Source organism: Syntrophotalea carbinolica DSM 2380 (assembly GCF_000012885.1).
Classification (GTDB): Bacteria; Desulfobacterota; Desulfuromonadia; order Desulfuromonadales; family Syntrophotaleaceae; genus Syntrophotalea; species Syntrophotalea carbinolica.
The window spans coordinates 3,162,255-3,182,411 of sequence record NC_007498.2 but is presented as its reverse complement, the minus strand read 5'-3'; the positions used below and the strand labels follow the sequence as shown (position 1 = coordinate 3,182,411).

Here is a 20,157-nt window from a genome sequence, read left to right as displayed (position 1 = left end):
AAGCGGTGCCGGATCGGGCGATTGGTGTATTTGACTCCGGGGTCGGAGGCCTTACGGTTCTAAAAGAGATCCAGCGTCTGCTGCCCGGTGAGGAGGTTCTTTACCTGGGGGACACGGCCCGGGTGCCTTACGGCACCAAAAGCCCCGCGACGGTAAGGCGCTACGCCCTGGAGGCCGCCTCCTTTTTGACCCGGCGCAGGGTCAAGATGCTGGTCGTGGCCTGCAATACCGCATCTTCGGTGGCGCTGGGGGATCTGGAAAACCGATTCAAACTGCCGGTCATCGGTGTTATCGAGCCCGGCGCCAGGCGTGCCGTGTCGGTGACGCGCACCGGGCGCATCGGCGTTATCGGCACCGAAGGTACGATTAAAAGCGGAGCCTATACCCTGGCCATCAAACAACTGGCACCCGATGCCGATGTGGTGGCCCTGCATTGCCCGCTGTTTGTGCCGCTGGTGGAGGAAGGTTGGCTCGATCATCCCGTAACCCGACTTGCGGCCGAAGAGTATCTTGGTTCTTTGCGCCATCACGGCATCGATACTCTGGTGCTTGGCTGTACCCACTACCCTTTGCTCAAGCCTGTTTTGCAGCAGGTTCTCGGGCCGCAGGTCATGCTGATCGATTCTGCCGAGGAAACCGCGATTGCGGTGGCCGACCGGTTGCAACAGTTATCGCATGTGCGGCCATTGGGGGAGGCTATCCCTCCGCAGTTTTTTGTCACCGATGTGCCTGAGCGTTTTCAACGGGTCGGTGGGGAGTTTTTGGGTTGTCCACTGCCCAAAGTGGAGCAGGTATCTCTCGATTAGGGCGCCCGATACATCGCGGGCGGGTGTCCCCGGCATGGAGCATGGCTCATGAAAAGTTATATCAGTCGGTATCTGATTCCAACTCTGATTCTGATCGTGCTGGTGGCCGGTTCGATTGCCTACTACGCCATAAACCGGGAGCCGGGAACGGTTGACAATGAGCCCGGGGTGGCTGAGGGCCTGCCGCGCAGGGAAGTGATTCTGTATTTCGGTAGCCAGGACGGTTTCAGCCTGGTGGCCGAAGCGCGTGAAGTTACGGACGGTGATGAGGGGACATTGGTGGCGGAGATCGTTCAGGCTCTTCGTGAGGGGTCCCGTGGCGACTTGATTCCCGTGCTGCCGGCCGGAACTGTCTTGACCGGCTATAGTGAGCAGGACGGCATCGCAACTCTCGACTTCAATAGAGATCTGATTGCCGCTCATCCGGGTGGCAGCATGTCCGAATTGTTGACGGTTTACGGGCTGGTCAATACCCTGGCCGTTAACCTTCCCCATATCCGCAAGGTAAGCATTCTGGTAGAGGGACAGGCGGTGGAAACCCTTAAGGGCCACGTCGACCTGCGTCAGCCGCTTGCCGCCGATTTTCGTTTTGCCGGCCCGTCCGCCGAGGACGCGGCCTCGACCCAACAGGAGAATCCATAGCATGGCCGATTTCATCGCCGCAATCAAGCAGCGCGTACTGGTGCTGGATGGTGCCATGGGCACAATGCTTCAGGAACGCGGCCTCAAAGCCGGCGGCTGCCCGGAAGAAATGAACCTTACCGCCCCTGATGTGGTGGAAGCGGTGCACCGGGAGTATGCCGATGCCGGTGCGGATATTATCGTCACCAACAGTTTCGGTGGCAGTCGCCCCAAACTCGCCCATTACGGCCTGGAAGACAAGGTCCATGAAATCAACGCCCGTGCCGTTGTCCTGGCGCGCAATGCCGCCGGTCCGGATCGCTTTGTGGCGGCTTCCATCGGACCGACGGGGCGGTTTCTGCGACCCGTTGGCGATGCCGATTTCGATGATATGGTGGAAGTTTTCGGTGAGCAGGTACGGGCCTTTGCCGAGGCTGGCGCCGACTTGATCACCATGGAAACCTTTCTGGATATCGCCGAACTGCGGGCGGCGGTGATTGCCTGTCGCCGATATTCCGATCTGCCGATCATGGCCCTGATGACCTTTGAAAACGAAGGGCGCAGTGTTCTGGGTACTTCGCCGGAAGCCGCCGCGGTAACGCTGGAGGCCCTGGGTGTGACGGTCATCGGTACCAATTGCGGGCTTGGCGTAGAGGGTATCTACGAGATGCTGGCGCGTATGCGCAGCGTTTGCTCAACGCCTTTGATCGCCCAGCCCAATGCCGGTCTGCCGCAACTGATCGATGGACAGACGGTTTTTAATGCCACCCCGCAAGACATGGTGGTCTACCACCAGCAGTTGCTCGATATCGGTGTGCGGGTCATCGGTGGCTGTTGCGGCACAACGCCGGCCCATATCCGTGCCATGCGCGAAGCGCTACAGGGTACGGAGCAGGACTGGACGCCGCCTGCCCGGCGTTGTCTGTTGTCCAGTCGCACCGGCGTGGTCGAAATCGGCGGGCCAGCGGCTTGCGCCATCATCGGCGAACGGATCAATCCTACCGGCCGTAAAGCTTATGCTCAGGAACTGCGCGAAGCCAAGACCGCTTATATCCGCCGCGAAGCGCAGGCGCAGGTGGCAGCCGGCGCGCACCTGCTCGATGTCAACTGCGGTGCCCCCGGTGTTGACGAGCCCGCCGCCCTGGAACGTGCCGTATTGGCCGTCGAAGGAGTGGCCCAGGTGCCGCTGGTTCTCGACTCCTCGGACCCCGCAGCTTTGGAGCGGGCCCTGAAGGTCGCCGACGGCAAGGTGTTGATCAATTCCGTATCGGGTGAGGAGAAGAGCCTGAAGGGCATTTTGCCCCTGGCCAAAAAGTATGGCGCGGCTGTTATTGCCCTGGCGCTGGACGGATCGGGGATCCCCGAAACCGCCGAGGAACGCCTGGCGGTGGCGCGACGTATCCGCGACGCGGCTCTGGAAGCTGGCCTGGCACCCGAAGATATCGTTGTCGACTGCCTGACCCTGACCGTTTCGGCGGAACAGAAACGGGCCATGGAAACCATTCGCACTCTGCGGCTGGTACGCGACGAACTCGGTCTGCCGACGGCGCTGGGCGTCAGCAATATTTCATTCGGCCTGCCGTGCCGACCGGTTCTCTCCTCGGTGTTTTTCGCCATGGCCCTGGATGCCGGACTGTCGGCGGCCATTATCAATCCCCGTGATGAACGCATGATGGATGCCTACCTGGCGGCCATGGTGCTGCTCGGCAAGGATGTACGGGCCGAAAGCTACATCGCCGCCTATGCCGATGTCAGCGCCGCCCCTGCAGCTGCGGCCCCGCAGGATGCGCCGACGGGTATTCGCGACCGCCTGGCCGCCGCGGTGATCGAGGGGGATAAAGACGGTGTGGTCGCCCTGGTCGAACAGGCGCTGACTGAAGGTTTGGATACGGCGACCATCAGCAACGAAGGGTTGCTCCCCGGTTTGGAAGAGGTGGGGCGCCGATTCGGCGAAAACCGCGTCTTCTTGCCCCAGGTCATGCAATCCGCGGAAACCATGCAGACCGCATTTGGCCGTCTCAAGCAGGAGATGCAAGGTGCATCGGTCGCTTCCCTGGGCCGCATCCTGATGGCGACGGTGGAGGGCGACATTCACGATATCGGTAAGAATATCGTGTGCACGCTGCTGGAAAACCACGGCTTCGAAGTGATCGACCTGGGTAAAAATGTGTCGGCGGACCGCATCGTGGAACAGGCTGTCGAGCTCAAGGTCGATGCGGTGGGACTGTCAGCGTTGATGACCACCACCATCGAGCAAATGCGTGTCACGGTGGATCGTCTGCGGGCTGCCGGGGTCAAGGTTTTCACCATGGTCGGCGGGGCGGTCGTCACGCAGGAGTATGCCGATGAGATCGGCGCCGACATGTATGCGGCGGATGCGCTGGAGGCGGTGGCCAAAGCGAAAAAACTGCTGGCTGCGGAGCATTGATTCGACTTCATGACTATTGCACCCACTCAGCGGCTGTGATAACTATAAGCGGCCTTTGTTCCGACTCGGACTTATATGCGAGGAAATCATGGTAGGCGGATTTAATCATAATGTTCGCTACAAAGGACGGGTGTTCCATGTCCAGACCGAGGACGGGGGCCCAAAAAATCCTCAGATCGTGACCCTGCTGTATGAGGGCGGCACGATCCTGGGATCCTGCAAAACCACGTATGCGGATCTTCTTGGCACTGAAAATTATCGGCCGCAGGTCGAGGAACGCATGAAGGTTCAGCATAAAGAGATGCTGAACCGCTTGCGGACCGGAAGCTTTGACGCCAAAGCCGGCTTTTCCGCGGAGCCCGAATCACAACCCGACGCCCCTTCCAGTACTCCTCCCGGCGCTTCAGGGATTTCAAAACAAAATCAACAGGTGGCCGATTCCGCGGCCGATGCGGCGCTGTCGGAGGCCGGTACGCTCGATGAGCTGGTGTTTGCTTATCTGGCTGGCAACGACCCCCGTTATAGCAAAGCGTAATCGCCTGTCCCTTATCGGTGGCGGCCTGTGCCGTTATTCGCGCCAGGGGACGGGACCGATTTTTATTCACGAAAGGAAAGCAAGTAACAATGTTGAGCGAACAAGCCGTTCAAAAGCTCGAGCAGACTGCTCGGGAGTTGCGGGTGGACATTCTGAAAATGCTCCACCAGTCCCAATCCGGCCATACCGGGGGCAGCCTGTCGGCCATCGATATCATGACCGTTCTCTTTTTTCAGCAGATGAAACACGATGCCTCCCGTCCCGACTGGGCGGAACGCGACCGTTTCGTTTTGTCCAAAGGGCATGCGGCGCCGGCGCTCTATGCCTGCCTGGCGCGGGCCGGTTATTTCCCTAAGGAAGATCTCGCCACTTTGCGGCAGCTCGGTAGCCATCTTCAGGGGCATCCGGATATGCGAAAAACCCCCGGTGTCGAAGTCTGTACCGGTTCTCTGGGCCAGGGCCTTTCCCAGGCGGTAGGGCTGGCCATGGCCAACAAGGTCGCCGGGCGCGATACGCGTGTCTATGCCCTGCTTGGTGACGGTGAATTGCAGGAAGGGCAGATCTGGGAGGCCACCATGAGCGCCGCCCATTACGGACTGTCCAATCTGTGCATTGTGGTCGATTGCAACGGTCTGCAGATCGACGGCTTTACCGAAGATGTCATGAACGTCGGACCTGTTGCGGCCAAATTTGCTGCCTTCAACATGCATGTCATTGAAGCGGACGGGCACGATGTCGCTTCCCTGGGCCAGGCCTTTGCCGCTGCCGAGGTGTCTGACCGCCCGACCGTCATCGTCGCCAAGACCGTTAAAGGAAAAGGCGTATCGATTTTTGAAAATAAAGCCAAATATCATGGCGTTGCCCCGAGTGACGAGGAGCTGCAGGTGGCTCTTCAGGTGCTGGGCGCGTAGGTGGTTTTCAGCCGGCAGGCAGGTTTTGCCGGATGAACCCCATCGACAATTCAATTAGCCGATATTTTGCCCGCTAGATGGTTTAACAGAAAGCGAAATAGATCATGATTGCAACCAGAGATGCATATGGTCAGGCCCTGTTGGAGCTTGGTCGTCAGAACCCTAAAATCGTTGCCCTGGACGCCGACCTGTCCGGATCGACCAAAACAGCTCAGTTCGGCAAGGAATTCCCGGAGCGGTTTTTCAACGCCGGCATCGCCGAAGCCAATATGGTCGGCATGGCTGCCGGTATGGCTGCCGGAGGATTGATCCCCTTTGCGTCGACCTTCGCGGTATTTGCCGCCGGACGGGCTTTTGAGCAGATTCGCCAGTCGCTGGCTTATCCGCGCATGAATGTCAAGGTCGTCGCCACCCACGGCGGCATCACTGTCGGCGAAGATGGCGGTTCCCATCAGTCGATAGAGGATCTCGCCATTATGCGATCCCTTCCCAACATGACCGTACTGTGCCCGGCCGATGGCCCCGAAACGGCCGCCGCCATTCGCGCAGCCGCGGCGTTTGACGGACCGGTTTACATTCGCCTGGGGCGCGGCAAGGTGCCGGTTGTTTTTCCTCAGGACTGTGCCTTTGAAATTGGCCGCGGCGTGACCCTCAGGGAAGGCAAGGATGTTACTTTTATCGGCACCGGTCTGATGACCGCCATGGCGTTGGAAGCGGCGCAGGCCCTGGCCGACAAAGGTATCGAGGCGCGGGTCCTGCACATGGGCAGCATCAAGCCCCTCGATACGGAACTGGTACTTAACGCTGCCCGGGAAACCGGAGCCATCGTTACCGCCGAAGAACATTCGGTGATCGGCGGGCTCGGCGGCGCGGTGTGTGAGGCTTTGGCCGAAGGTTGTCCGGTACCCGTCGAGAGAGTCGGCATGCGTGATGTTTTCGGTCAGTCCGGTCCTGCCGGCAAACTGCTGGAACACTACGGGTTGACCGCCGACAAATTGGTGGAGTCCGCCGAACGTGTGCTGACGCGTAAAATCCGCTGATTTATTGAGCCTCTTACCAAGACGAGAAGATCTGTTGGAACATCCTACAAACATCCTGATTGTAGATGCTGATCAGACTCTGGCAAAGGCCTTGGAGCAGATGCTCAGTGACCAGGGGCATCATGTCGAAAAGCTCTGTACCGGCAAAGCGGCTTTCGAAAGCCTGGCCCGAAAAACGCCGGAGTTGGTGATCCTCGATCTGCAGTTGCCCGATACGGATGGCTGGCATGTTTTCGAGCAGGTCAGCGACCTCGGTGATGCTTGTCCGGTGGTGGTGGTTACTGGCAGGGAGCTATCCGAACAGGCCGTGACCACCTTGCTCAACGGCCCCGGCGATTATCTGCGTAAACCGATATCCGCCGAGGAACTGGCGGCCGTGGTGCAGCGTACGCTGGAGAACATTCGCTTGCGCAAGGAATTGGCCTGTCTGCGCAGTCAGAAGGGCGGGTGTTACGATCAGCCTTCCATTGTCGCCTGCAGCCGGGAAATGGGGCAGGTGCTGGAAATGGTGGACAAGATCGCCAGTAGCGATGCCGCCACGGTTTTTATCCAGGGAGAAAGCGGAACCGGCAAGGAACTGGTGGCCCGTGCCATCCATTATCAGAGTGCCCGGGCTTCTCAGCCGTTTATGGCCATCAACTGTGCCGCCGTGCCCCAGACGTTGCTCGAAAGTGAACTGATGGGGCATGAGAAGGGGGCCTTTACCGACGCCAAGAATGTGAAAAAGGGCCTGTTTGAGCTGGCCGACGGCGGCACCGTGTTCCTCGATGAAATTGGCGATATGGACCCGGCCATGCAGGCCAAGTTGCTGCGTGTGCTTGAAGAACGCACCTTCCGGCGGGTAGGCGGCACACGGGATATTAAGGTGGATGTGCGCATCGTTTCGGCCACCAACCGGGATTTGCACAAAGCCATGGAAGACAAATCCTTCCGCCCCGATCTGTACTACCGTATCGGTGTTATCCCCGTGCAGATTCCGCCGCTGCGCGAGCGGCGTGACGATATATTGCCTCTGGCCGAGTTCTTTATTCGTCAGTTCAACCGGGAATTCAATAAAAAGGTGCGCGGGATTTCCCGCATGGCCCAGAAGATTCTGCTGGAATACTCCTGGCCCGGCAATATCCGCGAGTTGCGAAATGTCATCGAGCGCTCTGTGATTCTCGAGTGCGAGGAGCAGTTGCTGGTGGAAAACCTGCCTCGTGAGCTGGTGGCGCAATCGGTGGGCGACAACATCGGACCTCTCAATTTCCAGCTTCCGCCCGAGGGCGTCGATATCGAGGATATCGAACGGGAACTGATTCGCCAGGCGCTTGAAATGGCCCAGGGTAATCAGACCCAGGCTGCCAAGCTGCTGCGCCTGGGGATCGATGCTTTTCGCTATCGCATGAAAAAATTCGGGTTTATGTAAAAAAGACCAAGTGGATACACTTTAAACGGCGCTGGCTACATGCAGCGCCGTTTTTTTATGGTGCGTCATGGATCGTTGGTCTTTTGTACTAGAACGCCGGAAGTAAAACGGCTCGGATCACAAGGCATGCAGCTATCAGGGCAACTTCAAGAGCATACCGTCGTGGGCGATACCAGCCTGGATGCCGAGCCTGTGTGCCCGGGTTTGCAGCTGGCGTGTTATCTGGTTTTCGTTGGCGATGATCTCTGCACCGCAGTGAGTGGCCAGCATGCGCGGGATTTTAGCTTCGGCACACCACTGCAGTTGAGCCGATAGCGGCGCATGTCCACATAGCCTGCCATCTTCAACCCGCAGCAGGGATTGCCGATACGCGGCGCCGTCGCCAATATAGAGCTGCACACCTTGCAGTGCCTGACGTTGTGAAGGAATGCGCGCGACATCGGGACAGTAAAATACGACGCTGCGCCCCGCCTGGATGCGGTAGCCGACGGCTGGCGCACGGGGGGAGTGTTGCAGGGCGAAGGCTTCGATGCGGATACCAGCGATATAAAAGGGTTGCTGCAGGGGGACACACACCTTTTGGTGTAGCGGAAAGTCGGCGATTTTTTCCCAGGTGGAAGCCGCGGCATAGACCGGGCAGGGAGCCCCGCAAGCCAGTCCGCCACTATGGTCGTCATGGGCATGGGTCAACAACAGGGCCACAGGGTCGATAATCGGCAGACCTCCCAGCCAATCCCGTCCGCAGTCGATGAGCAGGCGGCGGCCACCGTAGGCGATTTCCAGCAAACTCTGGCGGGCATGTCGGGTATTGCCGTTGGCGATGGAGCTGAGGGTGCCGTGAAAGGTCAGCTGCATGGCGTATAACGTGCGATGTATTTATCCACGGCCACCTTGCGTGCGGTGTTGCGCGAACTCATGTAACGAATCTTGCCGAAAACGGGGCGCTGCGGACCCCATGCCCGGTCAAAGCGTCCCAACACCCAGCCTATGCCGCTGTACGAGTTGGGGTCACAACCATCCAGGGCGAAACGGTCGTTGAGTTCGATCATGGTGGCTAATGCCAGCTCAGGGGTGGGGCTCCACTGCAGGATCTTCTTGCCCCACAGCATGCGCAGGTAGTTATGCAGGCGACCTTCCCTCACCAGTTGCATCTGCGCGGCGTTCCACAGCGGATCGTGGGTCCGGCCGGCCTGAAACTCCTCAAGACTGTACAGGTAGGGACGGGGATCCTGCATATGGTCCTGCAGGGTGGTTTGCGCCCAGGCAGGCAGGCTTTCCATTCGGTCATAGTCATGCCGCTTGAAACAGAACAGGTGGCCGAGTTCACGCCAGGTAACCAGTTGGTCGAGAAACGCTTCCGCATCCGCGCCCACGCCCCACCAGCCGCTGCGCTGGCCCCGTGTTTCCAGCCCCAGGTCGGATGGATGCCAGCCCTCCCGGTCAAGCAACCGCTGAACGATTTCATGACTTGATATGTGCCCCCAGCGCAAATAAGGGGACAGGCCGCTGGTTACGTCCCGTTGGGGTTGGTTGCGGTGAGCAACGTAAAGGTCGAGGTGTTCACGCAAAAACAGGTCCAGTGCCTTTCGGGCTGCTTCACTACCGCCTTTGGTTGGCACCGCTGGGGTATTCTGGCCGATGGGCAGGTTATGCAGGCGGCTGCGGTCTTCCGTAAGGAGTTGGCGGTCGGCGGCCGGCCAGCGTTTTCGAATGGCACTCGGCACGGCAGGGCACGGAGGCAGGGTATGTTCGGCCAGGGGTTCCGGCAGCGGCATGTTCAGCAGGTGCGGCAGCAGATGCCGTTGTAAAAAGCGCCGCAGGCTATAGGCGGTGGTGAATTCGCGGTCGGCAGCCAGTAAGGGCAGTATGCCGTTGCTGTCGACACGCTCCAGTCGCCCACTTAGCCTGCCCGCCAGTTGTTCCGTTTCGCCGAGCGATTCGCGCAAGGGGCGCAGATCGCAGAGGACCACGCAGGCATGCTTGGCGAGAGCGGCGATGAGTTCGATGTTTTGACCGGGCTGATCCTCGACAAACGGATAGTAAGTCGCTGGATGGTCGGCCATGTAACGGGCGTTATCGGCCATGCCGTCAAGGGCAAAAGCGTGATGGCGCAGATTGGCGTGGGGATGGTCGCAGGGCAAGGTTTCCACCACCAGCAAAGGGCGATCCAGTTTCCTGGCCCATGACAAGGCCCGCTGTAAGGCAAAATTCCAGCTTAAACGGCGCGTGGCGTTCATCCAGTAGAGGATATAGCGACCGTCTGCCCGGGGTGGACGACGTATAAGGACTTCGATGCGTATATCGTCAGAACTCGGCATGCTACGAGTCTCCTAGCCCTCGGCACGGGGATCCGTTACCCATCCGCGCTCCTGCAGGGCGGTTTTGATGCGCTCGGAAATATCGCTGGCCAGCACCCTCTCCAGACGGATTTCGTGCACGTAGGCCTTGATGGTGAAGCGCGTCAGAAAGGTGAAATCGAAATGGTCCTCCACCAGTACCGTGATCGGCTTGTCCAGCTGAACATAGGGGGAACAGGCCGCAGCTTCCCAGGCGATCTGTCTGACCGGAGCGATAGGTACCGAAGACGGCAGGTGAAAATGTACCACCACCATTTCGTTTAACTGTCCTGCATTGGCGTTGCTGACTGCGCCGGTCTGCACCAGGCTGTTGGGAAAGGTGACTATCGAGTCTTCAAAGGTGCGTATCTGAACCGCCCGCAGCCCGATATTGACGACTTCGCCGTAATGTTCGCCTACCTCGATCATGTCGCCGACATGAAAGGGCCGCTCAAACAGGATGAGGATGCCGGCAAGGATATTTCTGACCAGGTCCTGGGCGCCAAGGCCGATGGCCAGGCCGGCAGAGGCGGATATGGCCAGCAGGGTGTTGAGGGGAGGGTGAATAATCACGAAAAGGATATAGGCTAAAGCTCCGATCCAGGCCAGGAGCCGCAGCACCGGATAAAGCCCGGATATCAGCAGCCGGTGACGGCTGAAACGATTTGCCAGGCTTTGCAGAAGACGCCGTGTCAGCCATAAGCCAGCGGCAGTCAGTATGATAACCAGCAGGATCCACAGCAATCGCTCCCGAGACAGGTATTGCTCGATAAATTGCGGCAGCTCCGGCAGTTGTAGGTCGTTCATCGCATCCTCACGGCACTATTGGATGATGTTGCGGGATTCCAATAAGGAAGTAATCGGTGCAAAAAACAGCGGGTTGAGCTGATAGGCTGCTGTCGGGTTCTGTTCATGCGGATACTGCAACAGGTTGAGTTGGGCCAGATGGTCCAAAAGCATGCGACTTTGCAGTGAACTGCCGCCGAAAATAGTGGCATGTTCGGAGATGCTCAGCCCCCCGTGGGCAATGACTTCGGCCAGGGCGTAAAGCTGAGCGCGATCGAGGGAGCGCAGCGGACCGTAATCGATTTTGCCCATGGGGCTTACCAGTAAAGTTTGTTGCTGTTCATCGTATTCCAGATTCATCAGCCAGTAATAGAGGGCTGCTTGCATGTTGCCGCGGGTGGCGGCAAACAGATCGGCAAAAAACCGATCCTGCCGGCTGGTCTGCTCGTCTTTGCCGGTGGCCGGTTTTTGGCTGATAGCCTCTTCCTGGCCATTAAGGAAGGTTACAGGATAACTGCTGGTGTGTACGCGCAGCAGCAACGCATCACGGATTTCGGACTGACTGTTGAACAGGGTATGTACCTGGTGCGTGAAGTAGCGATCCATGGTGAGCAGGTAGCGCATGCGATGCCAGGGGTATTTTCGAACCGTTACCACCCACAGCTGACGGTGACGGCTGGCCAGAACCAGCCGCAAAAAGGCCCGCGCGACATCCAGACCACCGACGGTGCGCAGCAGCAGATTATGAAGATTTTCCACGATGATGACACCGCGCGGCAGATTGTTGAGATACGCTTCCACGGCATCCAGATCGGCGGGAGGTTCTGCCAGTTCCAACCATTGCCGGCAGGCTTCTAATAATTGGGGTTCGTTCGTAAGCCGGCTGTCGATGGAAAAGCGCAATACCGGCCACTGTGTACCCAATTCGCTTTGAAAACAATTGACCAGAGAGGTCTTGCCACTGCCGTCGGGTCCGGTTACCGCGATGCTGCACAGAAGCCCTTCCTGCCACCGCTTGAACAGCTCGCGCAGGGTATCGAGATCTTTATTTTTGCCGATCATGAATTCGCGATTTTTAAGGGCGCCACTGGTGAACATCCGGCGACATACCGGCGGCAGTTCGCCAGCTCGCTGCAGGATGGCTTCCGGAGTCGGCAGGTCAGCGATGCTGCGCAGCATGGATTCGCTTTTGGCAATTTTGTCCCCACCGGGGCGTAACCCCATGATTCCTTGAACAAGGAACTGCCACATAAGATCAAGACGCGCCATGAGGGGCTGCAGGTCTTTTCGGAACTGCGTATAGTTGCGTCGCCATGTGCGCAGAAGACGGCGGCGTTTATGCGTCAGGCGTTCCCCCCGGCTTAACACCCGCTGCAGATCTTTAGGGATAAGATCCAGCATTTCCCTGCATTCGTTCTCGAGTCTTTCCAACAGTTGGTGTGACAGCTCTTTGAGGGGATCGGCAAGAGGCGCAAGTTGCTGTTCGGTGCGTTCCAGGACCTCCGTCACCAGTTTGCCTGTTTCGGTGAGTTGCTGCTGGAGTTGGCCGGAATCCACCGTGTCGCCTGCAGCCTGGGCGGCAAGCCGATGACAGTCTTCAGCCGCCGTTTCGAGATTGAAGCGCAGCCCCCGCCACATATCGGAAAAATCATGGCTAACCTGCTCGTGACGCTGAACATAGTCCCCCTCGAGCGGTTTTTGATCCGGCTGCAGCATGGCGGGGCGGTGTCGGGTAAAAGCGTCCTGTACCACCGGCTGCAGGATCTGGTAACGCCGACCCAGTCGATAACGCAAGCGTGCAAATGTCAGGCGCGTTGTCAGGCGGGAACTGCCGGTACATGCGGTTTGTATCAGGGGGGGGGCTTCGATCTGCCAGATACTTCGGCCCCCTGGTTCCTGCTGCTGCTGGCGGTCGCGGATCAGCGTCAGTTCTTCCGGTTGGTTGCGTAAAGCATGATCTATGGCCTCGGCAACGTGCTGCAAAATTTTGTTCCAGGACCGATTTTGGGGACGGACCTGATTCAAACTGCGTTCCTGGCGTACCCGCACCCGGTCATACAACCATAAGATGCGCGCTTCGATGGTGCGTGATAGCTGGACGAGGTCTTCGCTTTGCAAAGGGGAGGCGCTGCGTACCTGCTCGAAAGCCCTGGTCAGCAGCTCCCTGCTGCTGGCGAGGTTGCCGGCAACCTCCAGCAGTTCGTTGTCCAGGCTTTCGTCGATGGCGGCCAGGTCGGTATGGCCCTGGGCAAGGGCCTCGTCGATGGCGGCGGACAGATCCCGCATCAGGGCATCGAGTTGCGGTTGCTGATCCACGGTGCTCAAAAACCTGTCCCGGGCGGCAAGCCGCTGCAGATAGTTCCGGCAATCGGATGGGTTCACAGCCACTGCTTCCTTTTGAAAAAGATGAACATGCCGCCGGCCATGAGAATCATCCCCAGCCAAAGCAGCGGGTAGCTCCAGCGCCAGTGCAGCTCCGGCATGTACTCGAAGTTCATGCCATAGATTCCGGCAACGAAGGTCAGTGGGATGAATATGGTGGCGATAATGGTCAGGACTTTCATGACCTCGTTCATGCGATTGCTGATGCTCGACATGTACAGGTCCAGCAGACCCGACAGGATGTCGCGCAGGGTTTCAACCGTATCGATGATCTGGATGGTGTGGTCATACACATCGCGCAGAAAAATGCCGGTCGTATCCGAAAGGAGGGGAGATTCTTCGCGCTGCAGCCCCGATATGAGTTCGCGCAGGGGCCATACCGCCTTGCGCAGCAGGATCATTTCACGTTTGAAATGGTGAATGCGCGACTGGGTGTCGGGAGTCGGGCGGGCGATAATATCCTCCTCGAGACGCTCGATCTCCTCGCCGAGAGATTCCAGGACGGCGAAATAGCTGTCCACCAGCGAATCCAGTAGAACGTAGGCCAGGTAGTCCGCGCCCATTTTGCGCAAACGACCTTTGCCGTTGCGCAGTCGTTGCCGCACGCTGTCAAAAACATCCCCTTTTTGCTCCTGAAAGGACAGTACATAGTCGGGCCCCAGGATCAGGCTTACTTGTTCCGTGGTTACGCTGGCGCTGCTGCTATCGAATTGGGACATTTTCAGCACCATGAATAAGTAGTTGTCGAAACTCTCCACCTTGGGCCGGTGGGTGGTATTGACAATGTCTTCCAGCACCAGCGGGTGCAGATCGAAAGCGGCGCCGATATCCTGCAGGACATCCAGTTGGTGAACGCCGTCGATGTCGAACCAGCTGATACCGGGACCGTCGCGATGGGGGCGGCATTCTTCCGCCGAAGCAAGTTGCCTTTGGTTGAGGTGCTCAGGGTCGTAATGAATCAGGTTTATATGGATCGGTTCAGCCCGTTGTTTGCCGATATGCACCAAAGTGCCTGGCGCCTTGCCCGCTTTAAGAGAGGTTTTATGCAGCAGTTTCTTCAATACCGTCGACGATTGCTGAGGTCGTTTTGGCCTTCGCATGGCTTCTCCTTGTGACACTTGGCGATAGGGGGCTATCTGTTAGAATTTAACTTAATAAGATACATTTGGCATCTATTAATTTTGGTTCAAGGTTTTGGGCGGCGGGCAGGCCATGGCTGCGCGGTTTGTAGCGTGGGCATGTGTCTTCGGCCGTATTGGTGTGCCTGTCTACTCTGCTGCCGGAGGATCCCATGGAAAAAATTCGGATTGGCATTAGCGCTTGTCTGCTGGGACAGAATGTTCGCTACGATGGGGGGCATCAGCTCGATCGCTTTTTGCGCGATACCCTCGGGTATTTTGTGGATTATGTACCGGTGTGTCCCGAAGTGGAGATGGGGCTGCCGATCCCTCGTCAGACTCTGCGTCTGGTGGGTGACGCCGACTCGCCGCGGCTGGTGTTTTCCAAAAGTGGCGAAGATGTGACCGAGCGTATGACGAGCTGGGCAAAGAGGCGACTCGCAGAACTCGAAAAAGAAGACCTATGCGGATTTATCTTCAAGGCACGCTCACCGAGTAGCGGTATGGCGCGTGTGAAACTCTACGATCGTCGCGGGGTGCCGAATAAAAACGGCGTCGGATTGTTTGCCCGTTTGTTCATGGAGTATTTTCCGATGCTGCCGGTGGAAGAGGACGGTCGGCTCAACGATATCCGTCTGCGTGAAAATTTCATCGAGGCCATTTTCACGTTTCGGCGCTGGCGCGATTTCCTCACCGAAGGTGCCACGCCTGAGAAACTGGTCGCTTTTCATGCCCGACACAAATTGTTGCTCATGTCGCATAGCGTGGAGCTGGCACGGCAAATGGGGCGCCTGGTAGGGCGGGCAGGCGAGGTGCCGGCAGAAGAGATTCTCCGTGATTATAAGCAGCTGCTCATGCAGGCGGTGCGCACTTTGACCACCCCCGCTAAACACAGCAATGTCCTGCAGCACGCCCTGGGTTATTTCAAACGACAATTATCTCATGACGAAAAGCAGGAAATGCTGCAACTGATCGATCAGTATCGACACGGCACGGTGCCGCTGGCTGTTCCCCTGGCACTGCTCAATCATTATGTGCGCAAATATCAGCCGCCGTGGCTTGACGAGCAGGTCTACCTGCATCCCCATCCGATGGAACTGCATTTGCGTAGCGGCGTGTAAGGAAAACGATAATCTGGGATAATTGACAGTCTGCTGCAATAGGGCTGGGTGCCGCTCCATAATCGCGGCAGAACAGGTCGGGGGGATGGTTTAGGAGAACGTCCGGGTCGTTGGTCTGGTCCCCTTGGTGGGGGACGGTGCTCAGCCGTTGCCGGGCCGCGCCGAAGTCATGGCGCCGTCAATGGCGGATTTAAGACTTTGCGGGTTGACCGGTTTGGTAAAAATAGCTACGGGGTCAAGGGCTTTGGCGGATTCATACAGCTCCCCGCATGAAAAGCCGGTGACGAAAATAATCGCATGAAATCCGGATTGCATCATGATGCGGGCCGTTTCGATGCCATTCATGTCGCCGGTGAGACTGATATCCATCAGAACCACATCCGGCGCCTCCTGACTTAGACTTTGCAAGGCTTTTTCGCCGGTAGCTACCGGTTGGCAGGTATTATATCCCATCGCTTGCAGGGCTCCGACCATCGCCAGTGCAGTAATGGCCTCATCCTCCACCAATAGTATTTTGATCTTTCCGGGTTTTTCCATGGTTTATTTCAGTATTTTTTATGGTTTGATTTTTTTAAATAAAGTTTAAATATGTTCAGCCGCTGTCAGCACCTGTTTTTATGGCAAATAAAATGCGAAGGTTTTGCATTCAGACCAATGATGCAACATGTTGAGTATATATGGGCGCGGGTGAATCACAACTGGTAATATGTTGGTTTCTCCTAATGTCTTATTTCTGTTATCGCAGAACTTTATGCGGATATTTTTAAAACGATTTTTTATTGCGTCTGCACGATGTAATCAAATAAACTGAAATCGTCCCATTTTATTATGAAGAAGATAAAATTAAGCATTCATCGCTTACGCAAAACAGCAAGTCTATGGGAAATCCAGGTGTTCGTCAAAGCCTTTTTTGGATATCGGGTTAATTTTGACGCGGAGTATGCATGCAAACGATTTTAGCCATTGAAGGCGTTGGGCACGACGTTGAAGAACTTCAAGAACTTTTACGCAATCACGGATATGACATCAGAACCATAACCGAAAGCTCCGCGCAGGATGAACGGCAGCAATATGAGCGGAATGTTCTTGAAAATGTCCCCATCGGCATGTTCCGGTTCTCCCTCGATGGAAAACTGCTGGAGGCCAATCAGACTCTGGCGGATATGTGTAAATATGATTCGCCGAAGCAGATGGTGGCGATGGTCAACGGCGGGGAGGGTGGCGGGTTCATTCATGCGAATCCTTTCCGGAGTCAACAGGTCATCGCCATGGCCTTGCAATCTGATGACTGGCAGAGTTTTGAAGGACGCTTTCGATGTAAGGACGGCAGCTTCATCGATACCTGCCTACGTTTTCGCCGGGTTCCCCATGCGCAGGATCAGGTTGAGGGCTTCGCTGAGGATATTACCGAGCGCAAGCGGATCGACGAGGCGCTGCGGTTTACCCAGTACGTCGTGGAAAATACAGCGGATCAGGCGTTCTGGCTGACGGAGGATGCCAAGGTTTTTTATGTCAATGACGCGGCTTGTCGCGCCCTGGGGTACCGACGCGAAGAACTCATCGGCATGTCTATTCACGAGTTCGATCCGGCCTATCCCATCAAAGACTACAGCCTGAACTGGGAAAAACTGCGGCCCGATGGTTCGCGCATCATAGAAACCTGGCATCGGACCAAAGGCGGCAGGGTCTATCCCGTTGAAGTGCGCATCAACCATGTGGAATTCGATGGCAAGGAGTATCATTGCACTTTTGTTACGGATATCTCCAGGCGCAGAGCCACCGAAACCATCTTGCGCGAGAGTGAAAATCGCTATCGGCAACTGATGGAGATGCTGCCCATCGCGGCTTATACCACCGACGCCGATGGCCGGATCACCTTTTACAACCGCAATGCGGCTGAACTCTGGGGCCGCAAACCCGAACTGAACAAAGAGCTCTGGTGCGGTTCCTTTCGTTTGTGGTACCCCGATGGCCGGCCCATGGCCTTCGATGCTTGTCCCATGGCCAAGACCCTGAAACAGGGCAAGCGATTTCAGGGGCAGGAAGTGCTCATCGAGAGGGAACAAGACGGGTATGCCCATGTGGTTGCCTACCCCGAGCCTCTCTACGATGCCGACGGAAATCTGATAGGGGCTCTTAACCTGCTGGTCGATATCACTGTCCGCAAGCAGGTCGAACAGCAACTGCTGCAGGCCAACCTGGTGGTTGAAAACAGCCCGGTGGTGTTGTTCCGGTGGAAGGCCGAACCCGGGTGGCCGGTCGTTCTGGTGACCAAAAACATTACCCAGTTCGGTTATGAACCGGAAGAATTCCTTTCCGGCAAGCGGATGTTCGCTTCCATTATTCATCCTGCAGACCGGGAGCGGGTAGCACGGGAGGTTGAAGTATTTGCGGCCCGCGGTGTCGACCGGTTTGAACAGCAGTATCGGATCCTCGGCAGAGGGGGGAAGGTCTGCTGGATCAGTGACCAGACCAATGCCGAGCGGGATGAAGAGGGGCAGGTAACCCATTATGAAGGGATTGTTATCGACATCAGCGAACGCAAACATGCCGAAGAACGTATCAAGGCGTCGCTGGTCGAAAAGGAGGTCCTGCTCAAAGAGATCCACCACCGGGTGAAAAATAATCTCCAGGTCGTATCGAGCCTGTTATATCTGCAGGCGCAAAAGCTTCACGATCCCGAGGCCAAAACCCTCTTTGCCGAGAGTCAGAGTCGCATCTGCTCCATGGCGTTGGCTCATGAGCAGCTCTATCAATCGAAAAACCTTGCCGATATCAGTTTGCTAGACTATGTGCAAAGCTTGGTGTCGCATGTAAAGCAAACCTTTATGTCGCCGCAATCCGTCATTGACTGCAAAGTCGATGTTGATGACGGCGTTCTCGATATCGAAAAGGTGGTTCCTTGCGGTCTTTTGATCACGGAACTCCTCTCCAATGCTTTGAAGCATGCTTTTCCCGACGGGACTTGCGGCTCGATCAAGGTGGAAATTACCCGCCAAAATGGCAGCGTGAACTTGTGTGTCGCGGATGACGGAATCGGTCTGCCTGCCGGTTTCGATTACCGCAAGGCCGAAACGCTGGGACTGCAGCTGGTCTGCGCGTTGGTTCAACAGCTCGACGGGAGCTTGTCGGTGCAAAGTCGCCGCGGTACCAGCTTTAATCTGTCTTTCCCCGGCTAGAGGGGAGCGCCGCTGACTGTGTAGGCTGAACTCCGGCCGAAAGGAGTGTGTTGTCCGTGAAGGCGAAGCTGTTAATCGTTGAAGACGAAGCGTTTATTGCGCTGGAGATCCAGACGCGCCTCCAGAGGATGGGCTACGAGGTGTGCGGCGTTGTTTCGCACGGCGAGGATGCCGTACGCCAGGCGGTTGACCTGCGGCCGGATCTGGTCTTGATGGATATCAGCCTCAAGGGGCAGATGAGCGGAGTCGAAGCCGCTGCCGCGATCCGCCGGACATGCCGGATACCCGTTGTCTATCTTACGTCCCATGCCGATGGGGATACTCTGGAACGGGCCAAAAGCACCGATCCGTACGGTTATCTGCTCAAGCCCTTTCAGGAAAAAGATCTGCGCATCGGCATCGAGCTGGCCTTGCACAAACATGCCTTGCAGCGTCAGGCCGAGGAGAGCGAAGAGAAGTTCCGGTTGGTGACCGAGAGCATCGACGATGTCTTCTGGCTCAGTACGGCCGATTTAAAAGAGCTGATTTATGTCAGCCCCGCCTATGAAAAGATCTGGGGGCGCAGACGGGAGGAGTTGCATGATGCTCCCCTGTCGTTCCTGGAAGGTGTCCATCCGGAAGACCGCAGCGCGGTCCGTTCATTGCTGGATCATCCCCCCCTTGAAAGCCTGCAACTGGAATACCGCATTGTCCGACCTGACGGTTCCATCTCCTGGGTGCGGGATCGCCGATTCCCCGTCTCCGATCCGCAGGGACGCCCCTACCGTCTGGCCGGCGTGGTGACCGATATCACCGAACAGAAAGACGCGCAACTGCAACTTTTGATTCTTAACCGGAAGCTGCAGCAGCAGGCGACCCATGATTCTCTGACCGGATTGCCCAACCGTCGTCTGCTTATCGACCGCCTCGAACAGGCCCTGGCGCGGGCCCGGCGCAACAACGGACGTCTTGCCATGCTGTTTATCGATCTCGACGGCTTCAAAGCGGTCAACGATCGCCTGGGGCATACGGCCGGCGACGAGGTGCTGGAAATCATCGGCCGGCGGCTCAGCCACCTGTTGCGTTCGGCCGATACCGCGGCGCGTCTGGGGGGCGATGAATTCGGCCTTGTGTTGTCGAAAATCAAAGACAAACAAGACGCCAGTCTGGTGGCGCAGAAGGTTCTGGAAGCCATAGCCTCGCCCTTTATCATTCGGGACGAACGTTGCTATATCGGTGCTTCTATCGGTATCAGCCTCTATCCGGAGCATGGTCTTTCCGCGGATGACCTTATCAGCCGGGCCGATACCGCCATGTACAAGGTCAAACATTCCGGCAAAGGCACCTTCGCTTTTTACCTCGAGTAGTTCCTTTTTTTAAAAAAACCGTCTCTGCTGCCCTCCGAAATGGGGACATGCACTTTTTTAAACGGAAATTTGCGGCATACTTCTTAGAAGCTTGTTTTTCTGGCGGCATTGAATTGTTCGATAGAAAACAACCCAATCAG

The 20,157-nt window shown here is 57.1% G+C and carries 16 protein-coding genes; 10 read left to right on the top strand and 6 right to left on the bottom strand.

Features of this window, described 5'->3' with window-relative positions; genetic code table 11:
• The first annotated feature begins 5 nt into the window (after positions 1 to 5).
• The 7 genes from murI (at position 6) to PCAR_RS14775 (ending at position 7,749) form a co-directional block, all read left to right on the top strand.
• The gene (gene murI / locus PCAR_RS14805) at positions 6 to 806 is read left to right on the top strand and encodes a glutamate racemase (protein WP_011342503.1); all 801 of its coding nucleotides are present in this window, start codon (positions 6 to 8) and stop codon (positions 804 to 806) included.
• Positions 807 to 854: 48 nt separating this feature from the next.
• Positions 855 to 1,448 carry a GerMN domain-containing protein gene (locus tag PCAR_RS14800; protein WP_011342502.1) on the top strand — a complete coding sequence of 198 codons (594 nt, stop codon included), beginning with the start codon at positions 855 to 857 and terminating at the stop codon, positions 1,446 to 1,448.
• A gap of 1 nt (position 1,449) precedes the next feature.
• On the top strand, positions 1,450 to 3,855 hold the full coding sequence (locus PCAR_RS14795) for a homocysteine S-methyltransferase family protein (protein WP_011342501.1): 2,406 nt from the start codon (positions 1,450 to 1,452) through the stop codon (positions 3,853 to 3,855).
• Between the two features lie 88 nt (positions 3,856 to 3,943).
• Complete coding sequence (locus PCAR_RS14790) at positions 3,944 to 4,390, top strand: hypothetical protein (RefSeq protein ID WP_011342500.1); 447 nt, start codon at positions 3,944 to 3,946, stop codon at positions 4,388 to 4,390.
• Positions 4,391 to 4,479: 89 nt separating this feature from the next.
• Entirely contained in the window at positions 4,480 to 5,301 is an 822-nt protein-coding gene (locus PCAR_RS14785) for a transketolase (protein WP_011342499.1), read from the top strand.
• Between the two features lie 104 nt (positions 5,302 to 5,405).
• The gene (locus PCAR_RS14780) at positions 5,406 to 6,341 is read left to right on the top strand and encodes a transketolase family protein (protein WP_011342498.1); all 936 of its coding nucleotides are present in this window, start codon (positions 5,406 to 5,408) and stop codon (positions 6,339 to 6,341) included.
• 34 nt (positions 6,342 to 6,375) lie between these two features.
• Complete coding sequence (locus PCAR_RS14775) at positions 6,376 to 7,749, top strand: sigma-54-dependent transcriptional regulator (RefSeq protein WP_011342497.1); 1,374 nt, start codon at positions 6,376 to 6,378, stop codon at positions 7,747 to 7,749.
• 135 nt (positions 7,750 to 7,884) lie between these two features.
• On the opposite strand, the gene PCAR_RS14770 is transcribed toward PCAR_RS14775, so the two are convergent.
• The 5 genes from PCAR_RS14770 to corA are packed head-to-tail and all read right to left on the bottom strand — an operon-like array spanning position 7,885 to position 14,353.
• A complete protein-coding gene (locus PCAR_RS14770; protein WP_011342496.1) occupies positions 7,885 to 8,604 on the bottom strand; it encodes an MBL fold metallo-hydrolase in 720 nt (239 codons plus the stop codon).
• Positions 8,595 to 10,067 carry a deoxyribodipyrimidine photo-lyase gene (locus PCAR_RS14765; protein ID WP_011342495.1) on the bottom strand — a complete coding sequence of 491 codons (1,473 nt, stop codon included), beginning with the start codon at positions 10,065 to 10,067 and terminating at the stop codon, positions 8,595 to 8,597. Before PCAR_RS14765 ends, PCAR_RS14770 begins: the two co-directional genes overlap by 10 nt.
• A 12-nt stretch (positions 10,068 to 10,079) precedes the next feature.
• Positions 10,080 to 10,892 (bottom strand): mechanosensitive ion channel family protein, encoded by an 813-nt coding sequence (locus tag PCAR_RS14760; RefSeq protein WP_011342494.1) that lies wholly within the window; start codon positions 10,890 to 10,892, stop codon positions 10,080 to 10,082.
• A 15-nt stretch (positions 10,893 to 10,907) separates the two neighbouring features.
• On the bottom strand, positions 10,908 to 13,253 hold the full coding sequence (locus PCAR_RS14755) for an ATP-binding protein (RefSeq protein WP_041531407.1): 2,346 nt from the start codon (positions 13,251 to 13,253) through the stop codon (positions 10,908 to 10,910).
• Positions 13,250 to 14,353 carry a magnesium/cobalt transporter CorA gene (corA, locus tag PCAR_RS14750; RefSeq protein ID WP_200858972.1) on the bottom strand — a complete coding sequence of 368 codons (1,104 nt, stop codon included), beginning with the start codon at positions 14,351 to 14,353 and terminating at the stop codon, positions 13,250 to 13,252. The genes PCAR_RS14755 and corA overlap by 4 nt, the downstream gene beginning before the upstream one ends.
• Positions 14,354 to 14,544: 191 nt before the next feature.
• Between corA and PCAR_RS14745 the strand changes: the two genes are divergently transcribed.
• Positions 14,545 to 15,492, top strand: coding sequence for a YbgA family protein (locus PCAR_RS14745; protein WP_011342491.1), 948 nt, complete (start codon positions 14,545 to 14,547; stop codon positions 15,490 to 15,492).
• 141 nt (positions 15,493 to 15,633) lie between these two features.
• Here PCAR_RS14745 and PCAR_RS14740 read toward each other — a convergent pair whose 3' ends face one another.
• A complete protein-coding gene (locus PCAR_RS14740) occupies positions 15,634 to 16,029 on the bottom strand; it encodes a response regulator (RefSeq protein WP_011342490.1) in 396 nt (131 codons plus the stop codon).
• Between the two features lie 407 nt (positions 16,030 to 16,436).
• Between PCAR_RS14740 and PCAR_RS18080 the strand changes: the two genes are divergently transcribed.
• Both PCAR_RS18080 and PCAR_RS14730 read left to right on the top strand, forming a co-directional pair.
• Positions 16,437 to 18,671, top strand: coding sequence for a PAS domain S-box protein (locus tag PCAR_RS18080; RefSeq protein WP_011342489.1), 2,235 nt, complete (start codon positions 16,437 to 16,439; stop codon positions 18,669 to 18,671).
• Between the two features lie 56 nt (positions 18,672 to 18,727).
• Positions 18,728 to 20,017, top strand: a complete 1,290-nt coding sequence (locus tag PCAR_RS14730) for a diguanylate cyclase domain-containing protein (RefSeq protein ID WP_011342488.1) — start codon at positions 18,728 to 18,730, stop codon at positions 20,015 to 20,017.
• The last annotated feature ends 140 nt before the right edge of the window (positions 20,018 to 20,157 follow it).